At 71.6% G+C, this 19,299-nt stretch carries 16 protein-coding genes; 10 read left to right on the top strand and 6 right to left on the bottom strand.

Going from position 1 to position 19,299, the window contains the following annotated elements:
- Positions 1-286 precede the first annotated feature (286 nt).
- Both OG276_RS27070 and OG276_RS27075 read left to right on the top strand, forming a co-directional pair.
- Positions 287-1,867: a radical SAM protein gene (locus tag OG276_RS27070; protein ID WP_266909304.1), complete on the top strand. Its 1,581-nt coding sequence runs from the start codon at positions 287-289 to the stop codon at positions 1,865-1,867.
- 19 nt (positions 1,868-1,886) lie between these two features.
- Positions 1,887-2,549: a LysE family translocator gene (locus OG276_RS27075; RefSeq protein ID WP_266909305.1), complete on the top strand. Its 663-nt coding sequence runs from the start codon at positions 1,887-1,889 to the stop codon at positions 2,547-2,549.
- Positions 2,550-2,696: 147 nt separating this feature from the next.
- Here the strand turns inward: OG276_RS27075 and OG276_RS27080 are convergent, their stop codons facing one another.
- Entirely contained in the window at positions 2,697-3,572 is an 876-nt protein-coding gene (locus OG276_RS27080; protein ID WP_266909306.1) for an SDR family oxidoreductase, read from the bottom strand.
- A gap of 110 nt (positions 3,573-3,682) precedes the next feature.
- Between OG276_RS27080 and OG276_RS27085 the strand changes: the two genes are divergently transcribed.
- On the top strand, positions 3,683-4,090 hold the full coding sequence (locus OG276_RS27085) for a helix-turn-helix domain-containing protein (RefSeq protein ID WP_266909307.1): 408 nt from the start codon (positions 3,683-3,685) through the stop codon (positions 4,088-4,090).
- An 8-nt stretch (positions 4,091-4,098) separates the two neighbouring features.
- On the opposite strand, the gene OG276_RS27090 is transcribed toward OG276_RS27085, so the two are convergent.
- The gene (locus tag OG276_RS27090; protein ID WP_266909308.1) at positions 4,099-4,860 is read right to left on the bottom strand and encodes a PP2C family serine/threonine-protein phosphatase; all 762 of its coding nucleotides are present in this window, start codon (positions 4,858-4,860) and stop codon (positions 4,099-4,101) included.
- Positions 4,861-4,993: 133 nt separating this feature from the next.
- A complete protein-coding gene (locus OG276_RS27095) occupies positions 4,994-5,611 on the bottom strand; it encodes a TetR/AcrR family transcriptional regulator C-terminal domain-containing protein (RefSeq protein WP_266909309.1) in 618 nt (205 codons plus the stop codon).
- Between the two features lie 121 nt (positions 5,612-5,732).
- Between OG276_RS27095 and OG276_RS27100 the strand changes: the two genes are divergently transcribed.
- Together OG276_RS27100 and OG276_RS27105 are read left to right on the top strand one after the other, a co-directional pair.
- A complete protein-coding gene (locus OG276_RS27100; protein ID WP_266909310.1) occupies positions 5,733-7,268 on the top strand; it encodes an APC family permease in 1,536 nt (511 codons plus the stop codon).
- Between the two features lie 60 nt (positions 7,269-7,328).
- Positions 7,329-8,930 carry an amidohydrolase gene (locus OG276_RS27105; protein WP_266909311.1) on the top strand — a complete coding sequence of 534 codons (1,602 nt, stop codon included), beginning with the start codon at positions 7,329-7,331 and terminating at the stop codon, positions 8,928-8,930.
- 12 nt (positions 8,931-8,942) lie between these two features.
- Here the strand turns inward: OG276_RS27105 and OG276_RS27110 are convergent, their stop codons facing one another.
- The 3 genes from OG276_RS27110 to OG276_RS27120 form a co-directional block, all read right to left on the bottom strand.
- Complete coding sequence (locus OG276_RS27110) at positions 8,943-9,848, bottom strand: phosphatase PAP2 family protein (protein WP_266909312.1); 906 nt, start codon at positions 9,846-9,848, stop codon at positions 8,943-8,945.
- Positions 9,849-9,973: 125 nt separating this feature from the next.
- Entirely contained in the window at positions 9,974-11,014 is a 1,041-nt protein-coding gene (locus OG276_RS27115; RefSeq protein ID WP_266909313.1) for a LacI family DNA-binding transcriptional regulator, read from the bottom strand.
- 26 nt (positions 11,015-11,040) lie between these two features.
- Positions 11,041-12,699, bottom strand: a complete 1,659-nt coding sequence (locus tag OG276_RS27120) for a glycoside hydrolase family 13 protein (protein WP_266909314.1) — start codon at positions 12,697-12,699, stop codon at positions 11,041-11,043.
- 220 nt (positions 12,700-12,919) lie between these two features.
- On the opposite strand from OG276_RS27120, the gene OG276_RS27125 reads away from it, so the two are divergent.
- The 5 genes from OG276_RS27125 (at position 12,920) to OG276_RS27145 (ending at position 18,830) form a co-directional block, all read left to right on the top strand.
- Positions 12,920-14,197, top strand: a complete 1,278-nt coding sequence (locus OG276_RS27125) for an extracellular solute-binding protein (RefSeq protein WP_266909315.1) — start codon at positions 12,920-12,922, stop codon at positions 14,195-14,197.
- A 7-nt stretch (positions 14,198-14,204) separates the two neighbouring features.
- Positions 14,205-15,239, top strand: a complete 1,035-nt coding sequence (locus tag OG276_RS27130) for a carbohydrate ABC transporter permease (RefSeq protein ID WP_266909316.1) — start codon at positions 14,205-14,207, stop codon at positions 15,237-15,239.
- Between the two features lie 62 nt (positions 15,240-15,301).
- On the top strand, positions 15,302-16,150 hold the full coding sequence (locus OG276_RS27135; protein WP_266913135.1) for a sugar ABC transporter permease: 849 nt from the start codon (positions 15,302-15,304) through the stop codon (positions 16,148-16,150).
- 74 nt (positions 16,151-16,224) lie between these two features.
- The gene (locus OG276_RS27140) at positions 16,225-17,826 is read left to right on the top strand and encodes a glycoside hydrolase family 13 protein (RefSeq protein WP_266909317.1); all 1,602 of its coding nucleotides are present in this window, start codon (positions 16,225-16,227) and stop codon (positions 17,824-17,826) included.
- Positions 17,823-18,830 (top strand): LacI family DNA-binding transcriptional regulator, encoded by a 1,008-nt coding sequence (locus tag OG276_RS27145; RefSeq protein ID WP_266909318.1) that lies wholly within the window; start codon positions 17,823-17,825, stop codon positions 18,828-18,830. Before OG276_RS27140 ends, OG276_RS27145 begins: the two co-directional genes overlap by 4 nt.
- Positions 18,831-19,299 lie beyond the last annotated feature (469 nt).

A 19,299-nucleotide genomic window follows, 5' to 3' on the forward strand; every position in this document is an offset into this window, starting at 1 on the left:
CATGAGTCAAGCGGCTGTTGCTCATGTCACGTTTCGCCGAACTCCGGCCAGGGGACCGATGACCCCCGGAGCGGGCTCAAATCCGAGCAGAACGCCCTGAATGCGATGATTCCAAGCCGTCTCGCATGTCGGGATGTCCGTAGAGCGCGTCAGCGGCGATCCGTAGCGTCCTTGGCAGTAGAGCCCACGCCCAAAGGGGAATCCATCAGCCCGTTTCGTCGCCCTCGGTGCGTCGGCGGCTTCGGGGATCCGTGCACGACCATGGGAAACACGGGGGAGAGTCAAGATGAAGGTACTTGTGGTCAGCCCGCCGAACTCCAACACCGTCCTGGACGGTGTTTCCTGCACGGTCACCCGGCCGGAGGAGCACACCGACTGGTCCGACTTCCCCAACCTGGGGATCCTCACCCTGGCCTCCGCGCTGCAATCAGTCCCCGACGTCGAGCCGGTGTACATCGACGGGACCGTGATGCCCTGGCCGGAGGTGCTCGCCTACGTCGAGGACAACGCGGGCGACATCCTCGCGCTGTGCGTCAGCGCGCTGACCGCCACCTACGAGGCCGGCCTGCACTTATGCATCGCCGCCAAGCGCGTGAACAGCGGGATCGTCACGATATTGGGCAACGACCACGTGACGGCGCTCACCCGCGAGTGCCTGTCCTCGCAGCGCGGCGTGATCGACTACGCGTTCGTCGGGAACGAGGTCGTCGGCGGGCTCGTCGATCTCATAGCGACCCTCGGCAGCGGCGGTGAGGTGGCGGGCGGCGTCTATCCCGGCCTCGCCAGGTTCGACGGCACCGACGTGACGGTGCAGCCGCAGCGCAGCGAACCCCTCCACACCCGGATCGACTACTCCCTGATCGACGCCGTCTTCGCTCACTCGTCCCTGTACGACGGCAATTTCGGCAGCCGGGTCGTACCGACCTTCGAGCACTTGACGGGCCGCAGGGTGACCGCGGGGATGCCCGTCGAGATCGGCCGGGGCTGCATCAAGTTCGCCCGGAACGACGCCTGCTCCTTCTGCTCGATCCAGTTCGGCGGCATGTGGCGCAACTCCGTCCCCGACGCGGAATCCGCCTGGGAAGTGATCCGCGCGGCGCACGCCTCCGGCTACGACTACCTCTACCTGACGGCTGACGAACTGCCCCTGACCTTCGGCAGGCTGCTGCGGGAGATGGTCGCCTCGCCGCCCGGATGGTGGGCGGACCTCCCCGAAGACGACCGCCCGGTGATGGTGGGCTACGCGCGGGCGGACGGCCTGTCCGACGAGCGGCACGCCGCCAACTTACGCGCCCTCGGCGTACGGCAGCTCATGGTCGGGCTCGACGCGGGGACCCCCGTCTCGCTGCAGGCCATGCGCAAGCCCCTGGTGTCGATCCGCGAGAACGACTCCAGGTTCCGCGCCGAGAAGATGTTCGATCACAACGTGAAGGCGCTCCAGTCGGCCAAGAACAACGGCCTCCTCCTCAAAGTCGGCTTCGTCATCGGCCATCTGGGCATGGACGCCGCGCTGATGCGGGAGAACATCGACTCCATGAAGGCGCTGCTGGCCTCGGGGGCCGGCGCCATCGCCTCCCTCGACGTCGAAGTGCTGTCCCCCGAGCCGGGATCCCTGGACTTCAAGATGCTGCTCGACCCGGAGCTGGCCCGCGCGAACGCCGACGAGCTCAAACTGTCGATGCCCAGCCGGCGCGAGCACGAGCTGCGCGCCAGGAAGTGGCGGGGCAAGGACATCATCGACAGGGAGGAGGCGATGGCGGACTACGTGGAGTCCGTGATGCCGGGCCTCACCCTGGACGACCTTGCCGGGGCCAGGGCCGAAGTGCGCGACTACGGAAAACAGCTCGGCGTCACGGTGGGCGGCTGACGGAAAGGGCCTCCCGGCGATGAGTCTCACCCTGCTGACGGGATTCGCAGGACTCTGCCTGCTCCTGGCGATCACGCCGGGGCCGGACACGTTCCTGATCCTCAGGTACAGCCTCTCCGGAGCCCGCTACGGGGTCGCCGCCGCGTTCGGATCGGGCATCGGCTCGCTGTTCTGGGCCGCGATGGTGGCGCTCGGCCTGGGGGCCGTTCTCGAAAGGTCCGCAGCGGCCTTCTTCACGGTCAAGGTGGTGGGCGGCCTGTACCTGCTCTACCTCGGGGTCAGCGGATTCATCGGGTTCATCCGAAGCAACGACGCCTCCGGTACCGCTCCGATGGCCTCGGGCAGCGCTCCGGTACGGGACGGCCCACCGCCTCCACCCAGCACCCGGGCGGCCCTGAACTCCGGACTGTTCTCGTGCATGCTGAACCCCAAGGTGGGCCTGTTCTTCCTCGCGGTCGTACCGCAGTTCCTGCCCGCCGATGCCGTCGGCTTCGGCTCGATCATGGTCCTCGGCGTCATCGACGGCGTGGTCGCGGTGGCCTGGCTGGTGCTCCTCGCGAAGGCGGCCGCCCATGCGGTCGTATGGCTGCAGAGGCCGAAGATCACCCGCACGATGGGGTGGATCAGTTCGGGCATCCTGGCGCTGCTGGGCGTCGGCACCCTGGTGACGGCAGGCATGTAGCAGCCCGGAGGAACGTCACGCGGCTTTGGCGGCTCAGGCGGCTCCGGCGGCTCCGGCTGCTCCGGCTGCTCCGGCGGCGCTGCAGGAGGTGCAGCGGCGCCGCCGGAGCCGCAGAAGGTGACGGCCCGGCGGCCGCCGGGCCCGGGCTCAGCCCGCGCTGCGTGCCGAGGCCACCGCTTCCGCGACCGTCAGGGCCATCGGCGTCGTGGGGCGGCCGATCAGGCGGGACAGGTCGCCGGAGGTGCCGGCCAGGCGGCCGCGCTCGATGGCGAGGTCCACGTCGACCAGGATCTCGGCGAACGGCGCCGGGACTCCCGCGCCGGTGAGGACCGCGTGGTGGGCCTCGGGGGTCACGGCGTTGTACGTGATCTCCCGCCCGGTCGCCTCCGCCACGGCCGCCGCGTACTCCGCGAAGGACCACGCCACGTCGCCGCTCAGCTCGTACGCCCGGCCGAGGTGGCCGTCCCCGGTCACCACGGTCGCGGCGGCCGCCGCGTAGTCGGCCCGCGCGGCCGAGGCCACCCGGCCCTCGCCCGCGTTGGACAGGACCGCCCCGTGCGCGAGCACCGGAGCCAGGTTGCCCGTGTGGTTCTCGGTGTACCAGCCGTTGCGCAGGAAGGTGTACGGCAGGCCCGAGGCGAGGATCAGCTCCTCGGTCGCCCGGTGCTCGGCGGCGAGGTCGAAGTCCGCTTCCGGCCCGCCCAGGATGCCGGTGTACGCGAACTGCGCCACCCCGGCCTCCTTCGCCGCGTCGATCACGGCGGAGTGCTGGGCCACCCGCTGTCCGACCTCGCTGCCCGAGATCATCAGGACGCGGTCGCCGGAGCGGAAGGCCCCGGCGAGGGTCTCGGGCACGTTGTAGTCGGCGATGCGCAGTTCGACGCCCCGGGCGGCGAGCGGGGCGGCCTTCTCCTTGTCGCGGACCACGGCGGCGACCCCGGCGGCGGGGACGCCCCGGGCGAGCAGCTCGTCGATGACGAGACGGCCGAGGGCTCCGGTGGCTCCGGTGACGACGATGCTCATGACGGGTTCACTCCTGGTTCTGGGCCTTGCTCCCCGTTTCCGGGCTGTGCACTCACCGTACGGCGGGCACTAACCAAACGACAGTACCCACTTTGAAGTAAGGTACTGGCATGGGAGTAAGTGAGATGCGCGAGAAGTGGACCCAGGCCGAGGCCATGTGCCCCCACCGGCTCGTCCTGGAGCACGTCACCAGCCGCTGGGGCGTCCTCGTCCTGGACGCCCTGCTCGACCGCTCGTACCGGTTCAGCGAACTGCGCCGGGAGATCGCGACGCTCGCCAAGGTCAGCGAGAAGATGCTGACCCAGACCCTCCAGACGCTGGAGCGCGACGGCTTCGTGGACCGCGACGCCAAGCCCGTCATCCCGCCCCGCGTCGACTACTCGCTCACCCCGCTGGGCCGCGAGGCCGCCGAGCGGGTCCGCGCCCTCGCCCACTGGACCGGCCTGCGGATGGAAGAGGTGCAGCGGGCGCGGGAGGCGTACGACGAGGCGAAGGACCGGGAGGCGGCCCTGAAATAGCGGGACCCCTACGCGCCGATCCGCACCAGCGCGAGCGTGATGTTGTCGGGGCCCCCGGCCTCGATGGCGGCCCTCCAGAGCTCGAAGGCGGCCTTGCCGTCGTCGTGCGCCCGCAGCACCTCCTCGATGACCTCGTCGGGGACCGGGTCGGTCAGCCCGTCGGTGCACACCAGGTAGCGGTCGCCCGTGGACAGCGGGAAGGTCGCCACGTGGGGGGTGAGGACGTGCTCGGCGCGGCTCCCGCCGAGGGTCTGCGTCACCGCCGACGTGGTCCGCTGCCCGGGCGGGAGCGGCGGGCTGTCGTCCACGCTGACCTGGCGCAGCCCGTCCTCCGCCACCCGGTAGACCTTGCTGTCGCCGACGTTGAACGCCAGCAGCGACTCCGGCAGGACCAGGGCTCCGGCGACCGTGGTCCCCATGTCGGTCAGCTCAGGACGGCCTTCGGTGGCGGAGTGCACCGCGCGGTTGCAGAGGTTCAGCGCGCCCTCGATCGCCTCGGCGCCGTCCAGCGTGGGTCCGAGCAGGGCGAGTTCCCGGACGGCCAGCTCGCTGGCAACCTCGCCGGCCGGCTGCCCGCCGAGCCCGTCGGCCACGGCGACGACGAGCGGTCTGCCGAGCGGGAAGAGGAGCGTCTGCGGGCTCCGTGTCGTGGTCCCGCACAGCGTCCACGGCCCGATGACCAAGCTGTCCTCGTTGTGCTCGCGGACCAGCCCGACATGACTCAGGGCGGTCACGGCTATGTACTCGACCACGAGGTCCCGCCTCTCCACGACGGCAGACGCGTCCTTCCCCGCCCCATTCTCCTCTTCTCCTGCGGGGTCCGTCCCGCGGCGCCCGCCGTGCGCCCGCGGTGCGCCCGCCGTGCGCCCGCTGAGTACGCCTGCGCACCCCGACGTCTTTCCCCTACGCGTCCGCCCCCGCCCCGCCGCGCAGGCCCCGCCCGTACGCCAGGAACGCCGTCAGGCCCACCTCGAAGGCGGCCTCCGCGCGGCCCGGGCCCTGCGCGGCCAGGGCCTGTGCGAGCAGGGGGGTGCCCGGGGTCGGCTCCCACATGGCGTCCGGGGCCGCGAGGTCCAGGGCCGAGCCCAGCACCAGGTTCTCCAGGGCCGTGAGCAGCGGCATCACCTGCTCGGCGGCGAAGCCGGCCCGCAGCAGGAGGGCGACCGCCCGTTCGTACTGCGCGAGCACCGCGGGCGCCCGTACCGGGGTGGTCATCAGCAGCGGGATGGCCCGCGGGTAGGCGGCGAAGGCGGCCCGGTACGAGCGGGCCCAGGCCTCCAGCGCCCGGTCCCAGGGCTCCGCGGAGGACAGCGGGCCGCCGTCGATCCGGGCGCACACCCGCTCGCGGATCAGCTCGATCACCCCGGCCCGGCCGTCCACGTGGTGATACAGCGACCCGGTCTGCACCCCGAGCGCACGGGCGATCTGCGGGACGCTGAACTCCCCCTGTTCAGCTAGCAGTTGCAGGGCGGCAGCGCCGATCCGCTCCCGGTCGAGCAGTGGGGTGCGTGGCCGCGCCATCGTATTTCTCCCGCCGTCAGGTCTTCCCGTACGCCAAAACCGGAGGCTACATTGCCGCAAACCGAAAGCCTTTAGGTTTTCGGGTTCCCGCCGCCTGCCGTTCGCAGAAGGGTGCTCCCGCATGCCCGAAACAGCCGAGCCGCCCCAGCCGCCCGAGCCGCCGAGATCCGGCACCGGATCCGGCGCAGGAACCGGTACCGACCTGCGCCGCGGCGCGCTCGGTACCGCCGACATCTCCTTCTTCGTCGTCTCCGCCGCCGCCCCGCTCACCGTCATGGCCGGCGTCGCCCCCGTGGCGATCCTCCTCGGCGGCGTCGGAGCCCCCGCCGGCTACCTCCTCGCCGGTCTCACCCTCGCGGTCTTCGCCGTCGGCTTCACCGCCATGAGCCGCCACGTCCGCAGCGGCGGCGCCTTCTACGCCTACATCGCCCGCGGCCTCGGCAAGCGCGTCGGCATCGGCGCCGCCCTGCTGGCCCTCATCGGCTACAACGGAATGGAGATCGGCGTCTACGGGCTCCTCGGCACCACCACCGCCGACACCGGCCGGGCCCTCGCCGGCCTCGACATCCCCTGGCTGCCCGTCTCCCTCGCCGGCCTCCTGCTCATCTGGTACGGCGGTTTCCGCTCCATCGACTTCGGCGCCAAACTGCTCGGCGTCCTGCTCGTCGCCGAGACCGGCATCCTCGTCCTGCTCGCGGGCGGCGTCCTGCTGGAGGGCGGCGCCCACGGCCTCTCCGCCGGCTCCTTCGCCCCCGGCGCGGTGCTCGTCCCCGGCACCGCCGCCGTGCTGGCCTTCGCCTTCGCCGCGTTCACCGGCTTCGAGTCCACCGTCATCTACCGCCGCGAGGCCCGCGACCCCGACCGGACCATCCCGCGCGCCACCTACATCGCCGTGGCCTTCCTCGGCCTCTTCTACGCCTTCATCGTCTGGACCGTCATCCAGGCCTTCGGCTCGGAGGAAGTCCTCGCCGCAGCCGCCGAGGACCCCGCAGGTCTCTTCTTCACCGCCATCACCACCTACGTGGGCCCCTGGGCGGCCGACCTGATGCACGTCTTCATCGTCACCAGCGTCATCGCCTCCCTCCTCGCCTTCCACAACGCCATCAACCGGTACGCGCTCGCCCTCGCCGAGGAAGGCGTCCTGCCCGCCGCCCTCGGCCGGATCCACCCGCGCCACGGCTCCCCGTACCTCGCGGGCGCGGCGCAGACCGCCCTCGGCGCCGTCGTCGTCCTCGGCTTCGCCCTCGCCGGAGCCGACCCGTACCAGCAGCTCCTGCTCTGGGTGAACACCCCCGGCATGATCGGCCTCATGGCCCTGATGCTGCTCGCCGCCATCGCCGTACCCGTCTACTTCAGCCGCGTCCGGCACGACGAGGGGCCCTGGCGGACCCTGATCGCACCCGTCGCCGCCGCCGTACTGCTGGCCGTCGCGATCTGCCTGGTCGTCTCCAAGGTGGCCCTCTTCACCGCGGCCTCCACCTCCGTCAACACCGTCCTCGTGGCCCTGGTCCCCGCCGTCTTCCTCGCCGGGCTCGCCCTCGCCCAGCGCCTGAAGACCCGCCGGCCCGAGGTGTACGCGCGGTTCGCGGAGGAGCCGGCCGGGTCAGCGGCGCCCGCGGTGCACGCAGCGCCCGCAACGCCGGTAGCGAGCCCATAGCCCGCAGCCCGCAGCACCCGTACGGCCCGACCAGCCCGAACCCCCGCAAGGAGCAGAACCGTGCCCGCTGCCGACACCATCCTCACCGGAGCCCGCGTCCGCACCCTCGACCCCGCCCGCCCCGAGGCCCAGGCGGTGGCCGTCCTCGGCGGCGAGATCGTCGCCGTCGGCGACGAGGCCGACGTCCGCGACTGGCGCGGCCCCGGCACCGAAACCGTCGACCTCGGCGGAGCCACCCTCACCCCCGGCCTCACCGACGCCCACAGCCACCCCGTCTGGGGCATCGAGATGGCCGGCGGTACGGACCTCTCCGCCGTCACCGACCTGGAGCAGCTCCGCGCCGCCCTGCGCACCGCCGAGCGGGGCCCCGGCGGCTGGGTCACCGGCTTCGGCCTCGACCACAACGCCTTCGGCGGCCGCCCCGTCGACAAGGCCCTGATCGAGGAGGCCCTCGCCGGCGCCCCCGCCTTCCTGCGCCTCTACGACGCCCACTCCGCCCTCGTCTCCGGTGCGGCCCTGGCCGCCGCCGGCATCACGGGCCCGCGCTCCTTCGCCCAGCGCTCCGAGATCGTCTGCGACACCGACGGGCGCCCCACCGGCCACCTCGTCGAGCACGCCGCGATGGACCTGGTCGGCGCCCTCGTGCCGAAGCTCACGTCCGCCGAGCGCCGCGAGCGCCTCACCCGGCTGCTCGCCGACATGGCCACCACCGGCCTGACCGCCGCCCACGTGATGGACCTCGGCGACGGAGACGTACCGGCCCTGCTCGCGACGGCGGAGTACGAGGGCGACCTGGCGCTGCGCCTGAACCTGTCGCCCTGGTGCATGCCGGGCGTCGGCGCGGACGACCTGGACGAGCTGATCGGGCTCCAGCGGCTCGCCGGCCGCCACTGGAAGATCGGCGGGGTGAAGTTCTTCATGGACGGCACCGTCGAGGGCGGCACCGCCTGGCTGGAGCACGCCGACTGCCACGGCCAGGGCACCGAAGCCTTCTGGCCCGACCCGCAGGCGTACAGCGAGGCGGTACGGGTCCTCGACGCGGCCGGGGTGCGCACCGCGACCCACGCCATCGGCGACGCCGCCGTCCGCCACGTCCTGGACACCGTGGCCTCGCTGGGCGGGCGGGGGCGCATGCGGCACCGGATCGAGCACATCGAGACGGTCCCGGACGGCCAGCTGAAGCGGTTCGCGGAACTCGGCGTGATCGCCTCCATGCAGCCGCCGCACACCTCGTGCACCCGGGCCGACCACAGCGACGAGTGGTCCACGCGGCTGGGGGAGGAGCGGGCCGGCCACGCCTGGCGCTGCCGGGACCTGCGCGAGGCCGGCGCGGTGCTCGCCCTCGGCTCGGACTGGCCCGTCGCGCACTACGACGCCCGCCAGGTACTGGCGGACGCCCGCAGCCCGCACGGCGCGGCCTCGGCCGGTACGGGGGCCTGGACCGGGGCGGCCCTGACCGGGCTGATGGCCCTGGAGGGCATGACCTCGCACGCCGCGCTGGCGGCGGGGGAGGGAGCGGTGGCGGGCCGGATCGCGGCCGGCTTCCGGGCGGACCTGACCGCCTTCGGCCTGGACCCGGTGGAGGCTCCGGCGGACGAGCTGGCCGGGGCGCCGGTCCGGCTCACCATGTCGGGAGGCCGGATCACCCACCGGGAGGGGTGAGGGGGCCGGGGCTCAGCGCCGGAAGCGGCCCAGCGCCGGATGGTTCAGGACGGCCGCCGCCACCGGGTGGCGGCCGGTCTCCTCGGGCCGGCGCGGCAGCCGGTGCGGGAGGGAGCCGTACCAGGCGCGGGAGACGGTGTAGCCGAAGGCCAGGCAGAGCATGCCGCCGACGGCGTCGAGCCAGAAGTGGTTGGCGGTGGCCACGATCACGACCAGCGTCGCCGTCGGGTAGAGCAGGCCCAGGATCCGGGCCCAGGGGGCGGAGGCGACCGCGAAGATCGTCAGCCCGCACCAGAGCGACCACCCTATGTGCATGGAGGGCATGGCGGCGTACTGGTTCGACATGTGCTTGAGGTTCCCCGAGGCCATGGAGCCCCAGGTGTGGTGGACCAGCACGGTGTCGACGAAGTTCTGCCCGTTCATCAGCCGGGGCGGCGCGAGCGGGTAGAAGTAGTAGCCGACCAGGGCCACGCCCGTGGTGGCGAAGAGGACGAGCCGCGTCGCCGCGTAACGCCCGGGATGAAAGCGGTAGATCCAGACCAGCACGCCGATGGTCACGACGAAGTGGAGGGTGGCGTAGTAGTAGTTCATGCCCACCACGAGCCAGGTCACCGCATTGACGGCGTGGTTGACCCTCTCCTCGACGGCGATGCCGAGCGCCTGCTCCGCCTTCCAGATCCAGTCGGCGTTCGCGAGCGCGGCCGCCTTCTGCTCGGGCACGGCGTTGCGGATCAGCGAGTAGGTCCAGTAGCTGACCGCGATCAGCAGGACCTCGAACCAGATCCGGGGTCGCCGGGGGACGCGCATCCTGGAGAGCAGTGCACGCTCGGACGACGCCGGGCGGTCATGGCTCTCGGTCACGGGGGGTGACGAGACGTCCGTCCGGGTATCCAGTGTCTTCACGCTCGCTTCACCCATAGGAAAAGAGTCTGCCAGACGCGGACTCGCCTCCGATCATCCCTTGGGACGGTCTTGGCCGCAGCCCCTCCGCCTCGGGGACGAGGGGAGGCCTTGTGTCCCTAGGGGAAACGGCAGGGGCGCCCTCAGGGGCGTGCGGTCCCGCGGCCCTGCTGGGGGCCCGAAGCGGTCGAACCGCGGACGACCAGCTCGGGCAGGAACACGAACTCGCTGTGCGGGGCCGGCGTACCGCCGATCTCCTCCAGCAGGGTCCGTACCGCGGCCTGGCCCATGGCCTGCACGGGCTGGCGGATGGTGGTCAGCGGCGGATCCGTGAACGCTATGAGCGGGGAGTCGTCGAAGCCGACCACCGACACGTCCTGCGGGACCTTGAGCCCCTGCTGGCGCGCCGCCCGGATCGCCCCGAGCGCCATCATGTCGCTCGCGCACACCACCGCGGTGCAGCCGCGCGAGATCAGCGCGGCCGCGGCGGCCTGGCCGCCCTCCAGCGTGTAGAGGGAGTGCTGGATCAGCTCCTCGACCTCTTCCTCGCCGAGCCCGAGCCGCTCCTTCATGCCGAGGCGGAAGCCCTCGATCTTGCGGAGCACCGGCACGAACCGCTTGGGCCCGACCGCCAGCCCGATCCGGGTGTGCCCGAGCGCGGTCAGGTGGGTCACCGCGAGCTGCATCGCGGCCCGGTCGTCGGGGGAGACGAAGGGGGCCTGCACCTTGTCGGAGAAGCCGTTGATGAGGACGTACGGGACGCCCTGTCCGCGGAGTTGGTCGTAGCGGCCCATGTCGGCCGTGGTGTCCGCGTGCAGCCCGGAGACGAAGATGATCCCGGAGACCCCGCGTTCGACGAGCATCTCCACGAGCTCGTCCTCCGTGGACCCGCCGGGCGTCTGCGTGGCCAGCACCGGGGTGTAGCCCTGCCGGGTCAGCGCCTGGCCGATGACCTGGGCGAGCGCCGGGAAGATGGGGTTGTCGAGCTCGGGGGTTATCAGGCCGACGAGTCCCGCGCTGCGCTGGCGCAGTCGTACGGGGCGTTCGTAGCCGAGCACGTCGAGGGCGGCCAGCACGGATTCACGGGTGCCTGCGGCCACACCGGGCTTGCCGTTGAGCACGCGGCTGACTGTGGCTTCGCTGACCCCCGCCTGGGCTGCGATGTCGGCTAGCCGTGCGGTCACGGGATTGGACTGTACCGGTCGGACGTTCACAATGACCACCACGTGCACGAATCCGGGGGAAGCCGGACGGTGCGGCCGTCCGTCTCCACCGGGGCACTGGACAGGACGGGGCGTCCGGGCGAGGGCATTTCGAGCGGGACCGGGCGTGTGTTGAGCGTGCACGCGAAGCCGGGGCGGGTGAAGAGCAGCGCCCCCTCGGGCGCGGGCAGCCACTGCATCCCCGGCTCCGCGGCCCCTTCCTGCGCCCCGCCCCCTTCCGCGTCCGGGAGCCCCGCCTCCGGTGCCCCGAGGCCCGGCATCGCGCGGCGCAGTTCCAGGGCTGCGCGGTAGAGCTCCAGGGTGGAGTGGGGGTCGCCGGTCTGCGCGGCGACGCTGAGCCCGCCCCAGCCGGCCGGCTGCGGGAGCCAGCTCCCGGCCGGCCCGAAGTCGTACGGGGGCTCCTCGCCGGACCACGGGATCGGCACCCGGCAGCCGTCGCGCAGCCCGTCCTGCCCGGCGCTGCGGGTGAAGGCCGGGTCCCGGCGGGCGGAGTCCGGGAGGTCGGTCACCTCGGGGAGGCCGAGCTCCTCTCCCTGGTAGACGTACGCCGATCCGGGCAGGGCCAGCATCAGCAGCGCGGCCGCCCGCGCCCGGGCCAGGCTGCCGTAGCGGGTGCGGTGCCGTACGACGTCGTGGTTGGACAGCACCCAGGTCGTCGGGGCGCCGACCGAGGCGGTGGCGGCGAGGGACTCGTCGATGACGGTCCGCAGTGCGGTGGTGTCCCAGGGGCAGTTCAGGAAGCGGAAGTTGAAGGCCTGGTGCAGTTCGTCGGGGCGGACGTAGAGCGCGAGCCGCTCGGAGGTGGGCGCCCAGGCCTCGGCGACCCCGATGCGCGGGACCTCGTAGGAATCGAGCAGCCGCCGCCAGGAGCGGTGGATCGCGTGGACGCCGTCCTGGTCGAAGAAGGGGAGCGGCTCGATGCCGATGAGGGTGGCCTGCGCGCCGCGGCCGATGTCCGGCAGGCCCGGGGCCTTGACCATGCCGTGCGCCACGTCCACCCGGAACCCGTCGACGCCGAGGTCGAGCCAGAACCGCAGGACGGCGGAGAATTCCTCGGCGACCTCCGGGTTCTCCCAGTTCAGGTCGGGCTGCTCGGGGGCGAAGAGGTGCAGGTACCAGGCGCCGTCCGGGGTCCGGGTCCAGGCGGGGCCGCCGAAGACCGACTCCCAGTCGTTGGGCGGGAGCTCCCCGGCGGGCCCCCGGCCCGGGTGGAAGTGGTAGCGGGCCCGGGCTCCCGGCTCCCCGGCCAGCGCCGCCCGGAACCAGACGTGCTGCTCGGAGGTGTGGTTCGGGACCACGTCCACGATGACCCGCAGCCCCAGTGCGTGTGCGGCGCGGATGAGGTCGTCGGCGTCGGCGAGGTCACCGAAGAGCGGGTCGACGGCCCGGTAGTCGGCGACGTCGTAGCCGCCGTCGGCCTGCGGGGAGACGTAGAAGGGGGTCAGCCACACCGCGTCGACCCCGAGCCGGGCCAGATGGGGCAGGTGCTCGCGGACCCCGCGCAGGTCCCCGATCCCGTCGCCGTCGCTGTCGGCGAAGGAGCGGACGTATACCTGATAGATGACGGCATCGCGCCACCAGCCGCCGCTCGCGGTGGCGTTGCTGGAAGCGCTTGCAAGCCGGGAGGCGGTCAACTCGTGGGTCATATCGGGTCAACGCGTGTACACACCCCCTGGTTGCGGGCCCGGACAGTCGAAGAGGGTTCGAACTAACAGCAAGCTGCGGCAACCGTCCGGACACGCAGATGTAACGATCACCCCTTCTTGCAGAAAGTTCCCGCAAGGTCTTTCGGTCGGCTTTCAGGCTTGTTACGTTCTCGGCAACTCGGAACCGCGAGGCGCGGCCGGGATCATCGAAGGAGTTCATATGCGGCGTGGCATAGCGGCCACCGCGCTGGTCGCGGCTCTGGCGCTCGCGGCGACGGCTTGCGGCGGTGACACCAAGGACGGCGGCAACAGCGGCGCCAAGGCCGACGGGGAGCTCTCCGGCACGGTCACGTGGTGGGACACCTCGAACGACGCCGAGAAGGCGTCCTTCCAGAAGATCGCCGAGGCGTTCACCGCCAAGCACCCCAAGGTGACCGTCAAGTACGTCAACGTTCCGTACGGCGACGCGCAGAACAAGGTCAAGAACGCCTTCAGCAGCGGCTCCGAGGCCCCCGACGTGATCCGCGCCGACGTGGGCTGGGTCGCCGACTTCGCCTCCCTCGGCTACCTCGCCGAGGTCCCGGCGGACACGGCCAAGAAGGTCGACGCCGACTTCCTGCCCCAGGCCGCGGCCAGCGGCAAGTTCGAGGGCAAGACCTACGCCGTCCCGCAGGTCATCGACACCATGGGCCTCTTCTACAACAAGAAGATGCTCGCCGACGCCGGCGTCGAGCCCCCGAAGACGCTGGAAGAGGTGAAGACCGCCGCCGCGGCCATCAAGGCCAAGACCGGCAAGGCCGGCCTCTACCTGCGCGGCGACGACTCCTACTGGTTCCTCCCCCTCATCTACGGAGAGGGCGGCGACCTCGTCGACGCGAAGACCAAGACGGTCACCGTCGACAACGCGGCGGGCGTCAAGGCCTTCAAGACCGCCCGCGACCTGGTCACCTCGGGCGCGGCGATCACCAACGCCACCGACGGCTGGGCCAACATGCAGACCGCCTTCAAGTCGGGCGAGGCCGCGATGATGATCAACGGTCCCTGGGCCGTGGCCGACAGCTACGCGGGCGACCAGTTCAAGGACAAGGCCAACCTCGGCATCGCCCCGGTCCCGGCCGGCTCGGTCAAGGCGGGCGCCCCGCAGGGCGGCCACGACCTCGCCGTCTACGCGGGCTCCAAGAACATCGCCGCCGCGAACGCCTTCGTCGACTACATGACCTCGCAGGAGGTGCAGGTCCAGTCCGCCAAGGAGCTGAGCCTGCTCCCGACCCGGACGGCCGCCTACGAGCAGCCCGAGGTCAAGGCCAGCGAGATGGTGCAGTTCTTCAAGCCGGCCGTGGACAAGGCCGTCGAGCGCGCCTGGATCCCGGAGAACGGATCCCTCTTCGCGCCGCTCCAGGTCGAATACACCAAGGCGATCACCGGGGCGTCGAGCCCGGAGGACGCGGCCAAGGCGGCCGGCGTCGAATTCCGCAAGATCCTCAAGGGCTGGAAGTAACGAAACCATGGCTGCTCACACCAGCCAGTCTGTGGCGAAGGCCGCGGGCGGCGAGACCGGTCCTGACACCGGTCCCGCCGCCCGCGGCCGGAGCCGCAGGACTGACAACAGGAACCGTCCCGGGTTGAAGCGGGCCCTCGCCACGCACTGGTACGCCTGGGCCATGATCACCCCCGTGGTGCTCGTGCTCGGCGTGATCATCGGCTGGCCCCTGGTCCGCGGCGTCTACCTGTCGCTGACCGACGCCACCGAACGCAACGTCAGCCGCACCATCGGCGCGAACCACATCGAGGCGACGTACGAGTTCATCGGACTCGACAACTACGCCGACGTCCTCGCCGACCCGGTGTTCCTGCAGCGGCTGGTGTGGACGGTCCTGTGGACCGTCGCCTGCGTCTCGATCACCTTCGCGCTCGGCCTGGGCCTCGCCACGGTGCTCAACCGCGAGTTCAGGGGACGCTCCGCCTACCGGATGGCACTCATCCTGCCCTGGGCCGTACCCGGATTCGTCTCCGTCTTCGCGTGGCGGTTCCTCTTCAACCGCGACAACGGCATCCTCAACAAGATCCTCGAAGGCGGCGGCATCTCCGCCGTCCCGTGGCTCGACGACCCGACCTGGGCCAAGATCGCGGTCATCTCCGTCAACGTCTGGCTCGGCGTCCCCTTCATGATGGTCGCCCTGCTCGGCGGCATGCAGTCCATCCCCGGCGAGCTCTACGAGGCGGCCGAGATGGACGGGGCGACCCCCTGGCAGCGGTTCCGCCACATCACCCTGCCGGGACTGCGCACGGTCAGCATGACCGTGATCCTGCTCTCCACCATCTGGACCTTCAACATGTTCCCGGTGATCTTCCTGCTCACCCGGGGCGGCCCGGGTGACTCCACCGAGATCCTGGTGACCCAGGCCTTCCGCGAGGCGTTCGTGTCGAGCCCGCGCGACTTCGCGGTCTCGGCGACCTGGGGCGTACTGATCCTCCTGCTGCTCACGATGTTCGCGCTGGTTTACCGGCGCTCGCTGCGCAAGCAGGGAGAGGTGTGGTGACCGTGACGACCAACTCCGCGAGTCCCGCGAGTTCCGAGAAGTCCGCGAGTGCCGCGAGTGCCGTGAAGGCGGCCTCCGTCCGCCCGCGCGGCAAGCGTTCCCCGCTCGCCTCCGCCGGGCTGCACGCCACCCTGGCCGTCGCCGCCGTGATCGCCGTCTTCCCGGTGCTGTGGGTCCTGCTGACCTCGCTCAAGCCCGCGAAGCACGCCATCTCCACGGACTTCGTCAAGGAACCCACCCTCGACAACTACAGCTACCTGCTGGAGTCGACTTCCTTCCTGTCCTGGTTCGGCAACTCCGTCCTGGTCGCCGGCATCACCACCGTCCTCGGGGTGTTCATCGCCGCCACCACCGGATACGCCGTCAGCCGCTTCAAGTTCCCCGGAATGAAGCCGCTGATGTGGACCCTGCTCATCACGCAGATGTTCCCGATGGCCATCCTCATCGTCCCGCTCTACAACCTCATGGGCGACCTCGGGCTGCTGAACCAGCCGCTCGGCCTGGTGATCACCTACCTCACCATCGCCGTGCCGTTCTGCGCCTGGATGATGAAGGGCTTCTTCGACACCATCCCGGTCGAGATCGACGAATCCGGCCGTGTCGACGGGCTCAACCCCTTCGGCACCTTCTGGCGCCTGATCCTGCCGCTCGCCAAGCCCGGCCTCGCCGTCACCGGCTTCTACGCCTTCATCACCGCCTGGGGCGAGGTCGCGTACGCCTCCGCCTTCATGGTCGGCGAAGAGAACCTCACGCTGGCCGGCGGCCTGCAGACCTTCGTCACCCAGTACACCTCCAACTGGGGCGCGATGAGCGCGGCTTCCATCCTCATCGCCATCCCCGCGGCCTTCTTCTTCCTCTTCGCCCAGCGTCACCTCGTCGCCGGGATGACGGCAGGCGCGACCAAGGGCTGACCAGCCCCGCGCGCACGGGCCGACCACCCGGTGCCTGCCCCCTCTCACCCCCGGCCCGATCTCCCAAGGACGACATGACCCAGCACCTCGCCGACGCCTTCCCCACCTCCACCGGCACCCAGCCCGGCTGGTGGAGAGAAGCGGTGATCTACCAGGTCTATCCGCGCAGCTTCGCCGACTCCAACGGAGACGGCATGGGGGACCTCGAAGGCATCCGCAGCCGACTGCCCTACCTCAAGGAACTCGGCGTCGACGCCGTGTGGCTCAGCCCCTTCTACGCCTCCCCGCAGGCCGACGCGGGCTACGACGTCGCCGACTACCGGGCCATCGACCCGATGTTCGGCAGCCTCCACGACGCCGACGCCGTCATCCGCGAAGCCCACGCGCTGGACCTGCGGATCATCGTGGACCTGGTCCCCAACCACTGCTCCGACCAGCACGAATGGTTCAAGCAGGCGCTGCGCGAGGGCCCGGGGTCCCCGCTGCGCGAACGCTTCCACTTCCGCGCGGGCCAGGGCGACGGCGGCGCCCTGCCCCCCAACGACTGGGAGTCCATCTTCGGCGGGCCCGCCTGGACCCGAGTCGCCGACGGGGAGTGGTACCTGCACCTCTTCGCCCCCGAGCAGCCCGACTTCAACTGGGAACACCCCGCCGTCCAGGACGAGTTCCGCTCGATCCTGCGCTTCTGGCTCGACCTCGGCGCCGACGGCTTCCGCATCGACGTGGCCCACGGCCTGGTCAAGGCTCCCGGCCTGCCCGACCTCGGCCGCGGCGAACAGCTCAAGCTGCTCGGCAACCAGGTGCTGCCCTTCTTCGACCAAGACGGCGTCCACGAGATCTACCGCTCCTGGCGCCGGGTCCTCGACGAGTACGCCGGCGACCGCATCGGCGTGGCCGAGGCCTGGACGCCGAGCGCCGACCGGACGGCCATGTACCTGCGGCCCGACGAACTGCACCAGGCCTTCAACTTCCACTACCTGAACACCGGATGGGACGCGAAGGCGCTGCGCGCCACCATCGACGAGTCCCTGGACGCGATGCGCCCGGTGGGCGCGCCGACGACGTGGGTGCTGTCGAACCACGACGTCGTACGCCACGTCACGCGCTACGGCGGCGGGGCCGAGGGCCTGGCCCGGGCGCGGGCGGCCGCGCTGCTGATGCTGGCCCTGCCCGGTTCCGCGTACGTCTACCAGGGCGAGGAGCTCGGCCTGCCGGAGGTGCTGGACCTGCCGGACGGGGTGCGGCAGGACCCGGCCTTCGCCCGCGGCGCCGGGCAGGACGGGCTGCGCGACGGCTGCCGCGTACCGATCCCGTGGTCGGGCACCGAGGCCCCGTACGGCTTCGGCGAGGGCGGCAGCTGGCTGCCGCAGCCGGCCGAGTGGGCGGGCCTGAGCGTGGCCGCGCAGACCGGCGACCCCCACTCCACCCTGGAGCTCTACCGCGCCGCGCTGCGCCTGCGCCGTTCGCACCCGGAGCTGGGGGCCGGCGACGCGGTGGAGTGGCTCCAGGCTCCGGCCGGCGTCCTGGCCTTCCGCCGGGGGGACTTCACCTGCACGGTCAACACCACGGCCGAGCCGGTACGGATGCCCGCGCCGGGCACCGTACTGCTGGCGAGCGGGCCCCTGCCCGACCCGTCGGAGCTGCCGGCCGACACGGCGGTGTGGTGGCGGGGATGACCTCCCCGCTGCGGCTGACGGACATCGCCGCGCAGGCCGCGGTCAGCGAGGCGACCGTCAGCCGCGTGCTCAACGGCAAGGCGGGCGTGGCGTCCGGCACCCGGCACAAGGTGCTGGCCGCCATGGACCTGCTGGGCTACGAACGCCCGGTCCGGCTGCGCCGGCGCAGCAACGGGCTGGTGGGCCTGCTGACCCCGGAGCTCACCAACCCGATCTTCCCGGCGTTCGCCCAGGTCATCGAGCAGACCCTGGCGGGCCACGGCTACACCCCGGTGCTGTGCACGCAGACCCCTGGGGGAGCCACCGAGGACGAACTGGTGGAGCAGCTGGAGGAACGCGGGGTCACCGGCATCGTGTTCCTGTCCGGGCTGCACGCGGACTCCTCGGCGGACCCTTCGCGCTACCAGCGGCTGGCGGCGCGGGGGGTCCCGTTCGTGCTGATCAACGGCTTCAACGAGCAGGTCCAGGCCCCCTTCATCTCCCCGGACGACCGCGCGGCGGCGGAGATGGCGGTCCGCCACCTGGAGGACCTGGGCCACCGCAGGATCGGCCTGGCCATCGGCCCTACGCGGTACGTGCCGTCGGCGCGGAAGGAAGCGGGTTTCATCGCCGCCCTCCCGTCGGCTGCGGCCGAAGGCCTGATCCAGCGCACCCTGTTCACGGTCGAGGGCGGCCACGCGGCGGGCGGAGCCCTACTGGACCGGGGCTGCACGGGCATCGTCTGCGGCAGCGACCCGATGGCCCTGGGCGTCATACGAGCGGCCCGCGAGCGGGGGCTGCGCGTCCCGGAGGACATCTCGGTCGTCGGCTTCGACGACTCCCCGCTGATCGCCTTCACGGACCCCCCGCTGACGACGGTCCGCCAACCGGTCCGCGCCATGGCCACGGCAGCGGTGGGCGCCCTCCTGGAGGCGGTCGCCGGCACCCCGGTCCAGCGGACCGAGTACGTGTTCCAGCCGGAGCTGGTGGTCCGGGGGTCCACCGGGCAGGGGCCGGGGGAGTAGGGGAGGGGGGCTTGTGCTGCGGGTCGGTTGGGCTGCGGGCTGGGCGGTGGCTGCGTGGGGTTCCGGGGGGCGTCCCGGCAGTCCAGTGTCCTTTCGGTGTGGGCCGGTCCCTCAAGGGCGCTCCCTGCGGTCGCGTCGCTTCGCGATGGCCTTCGGCCACCCTTGACCGACCGACCCACACCGAAACGCCACAAGACTTCCGGGATCCCCCCGGGGAATGGCCGGGGGAGGACCTTGGGAGGGGCGGCCTCGTCTGAGTTGCGCAGCCCCCTTTGGTCGGTGGGCATCTGTGCACGGATCCGGCAGGACCGTGAGCTCAGCCGGTACGGAGGCGCGGGGCGATCGGAGCATCCAGGGCCGGGCGTCTGGACACCCTTCCCGTGACCGTCGACCGCCACCCCGAGCGCAAGGACGCTCACAAGCCCCTCAGGGCCGGTGGGCGCGACAGATCGCTACGTACTCTCGCTCG

Source organism: Streptomyces sp. NBC_00086, assembly GCF_026343255.1.
Classification (GTDB): Bacteria; Actinomycetota; Actinomycetes; order Streptomycetales; family Streptomycetaceae; genus Streptomyces.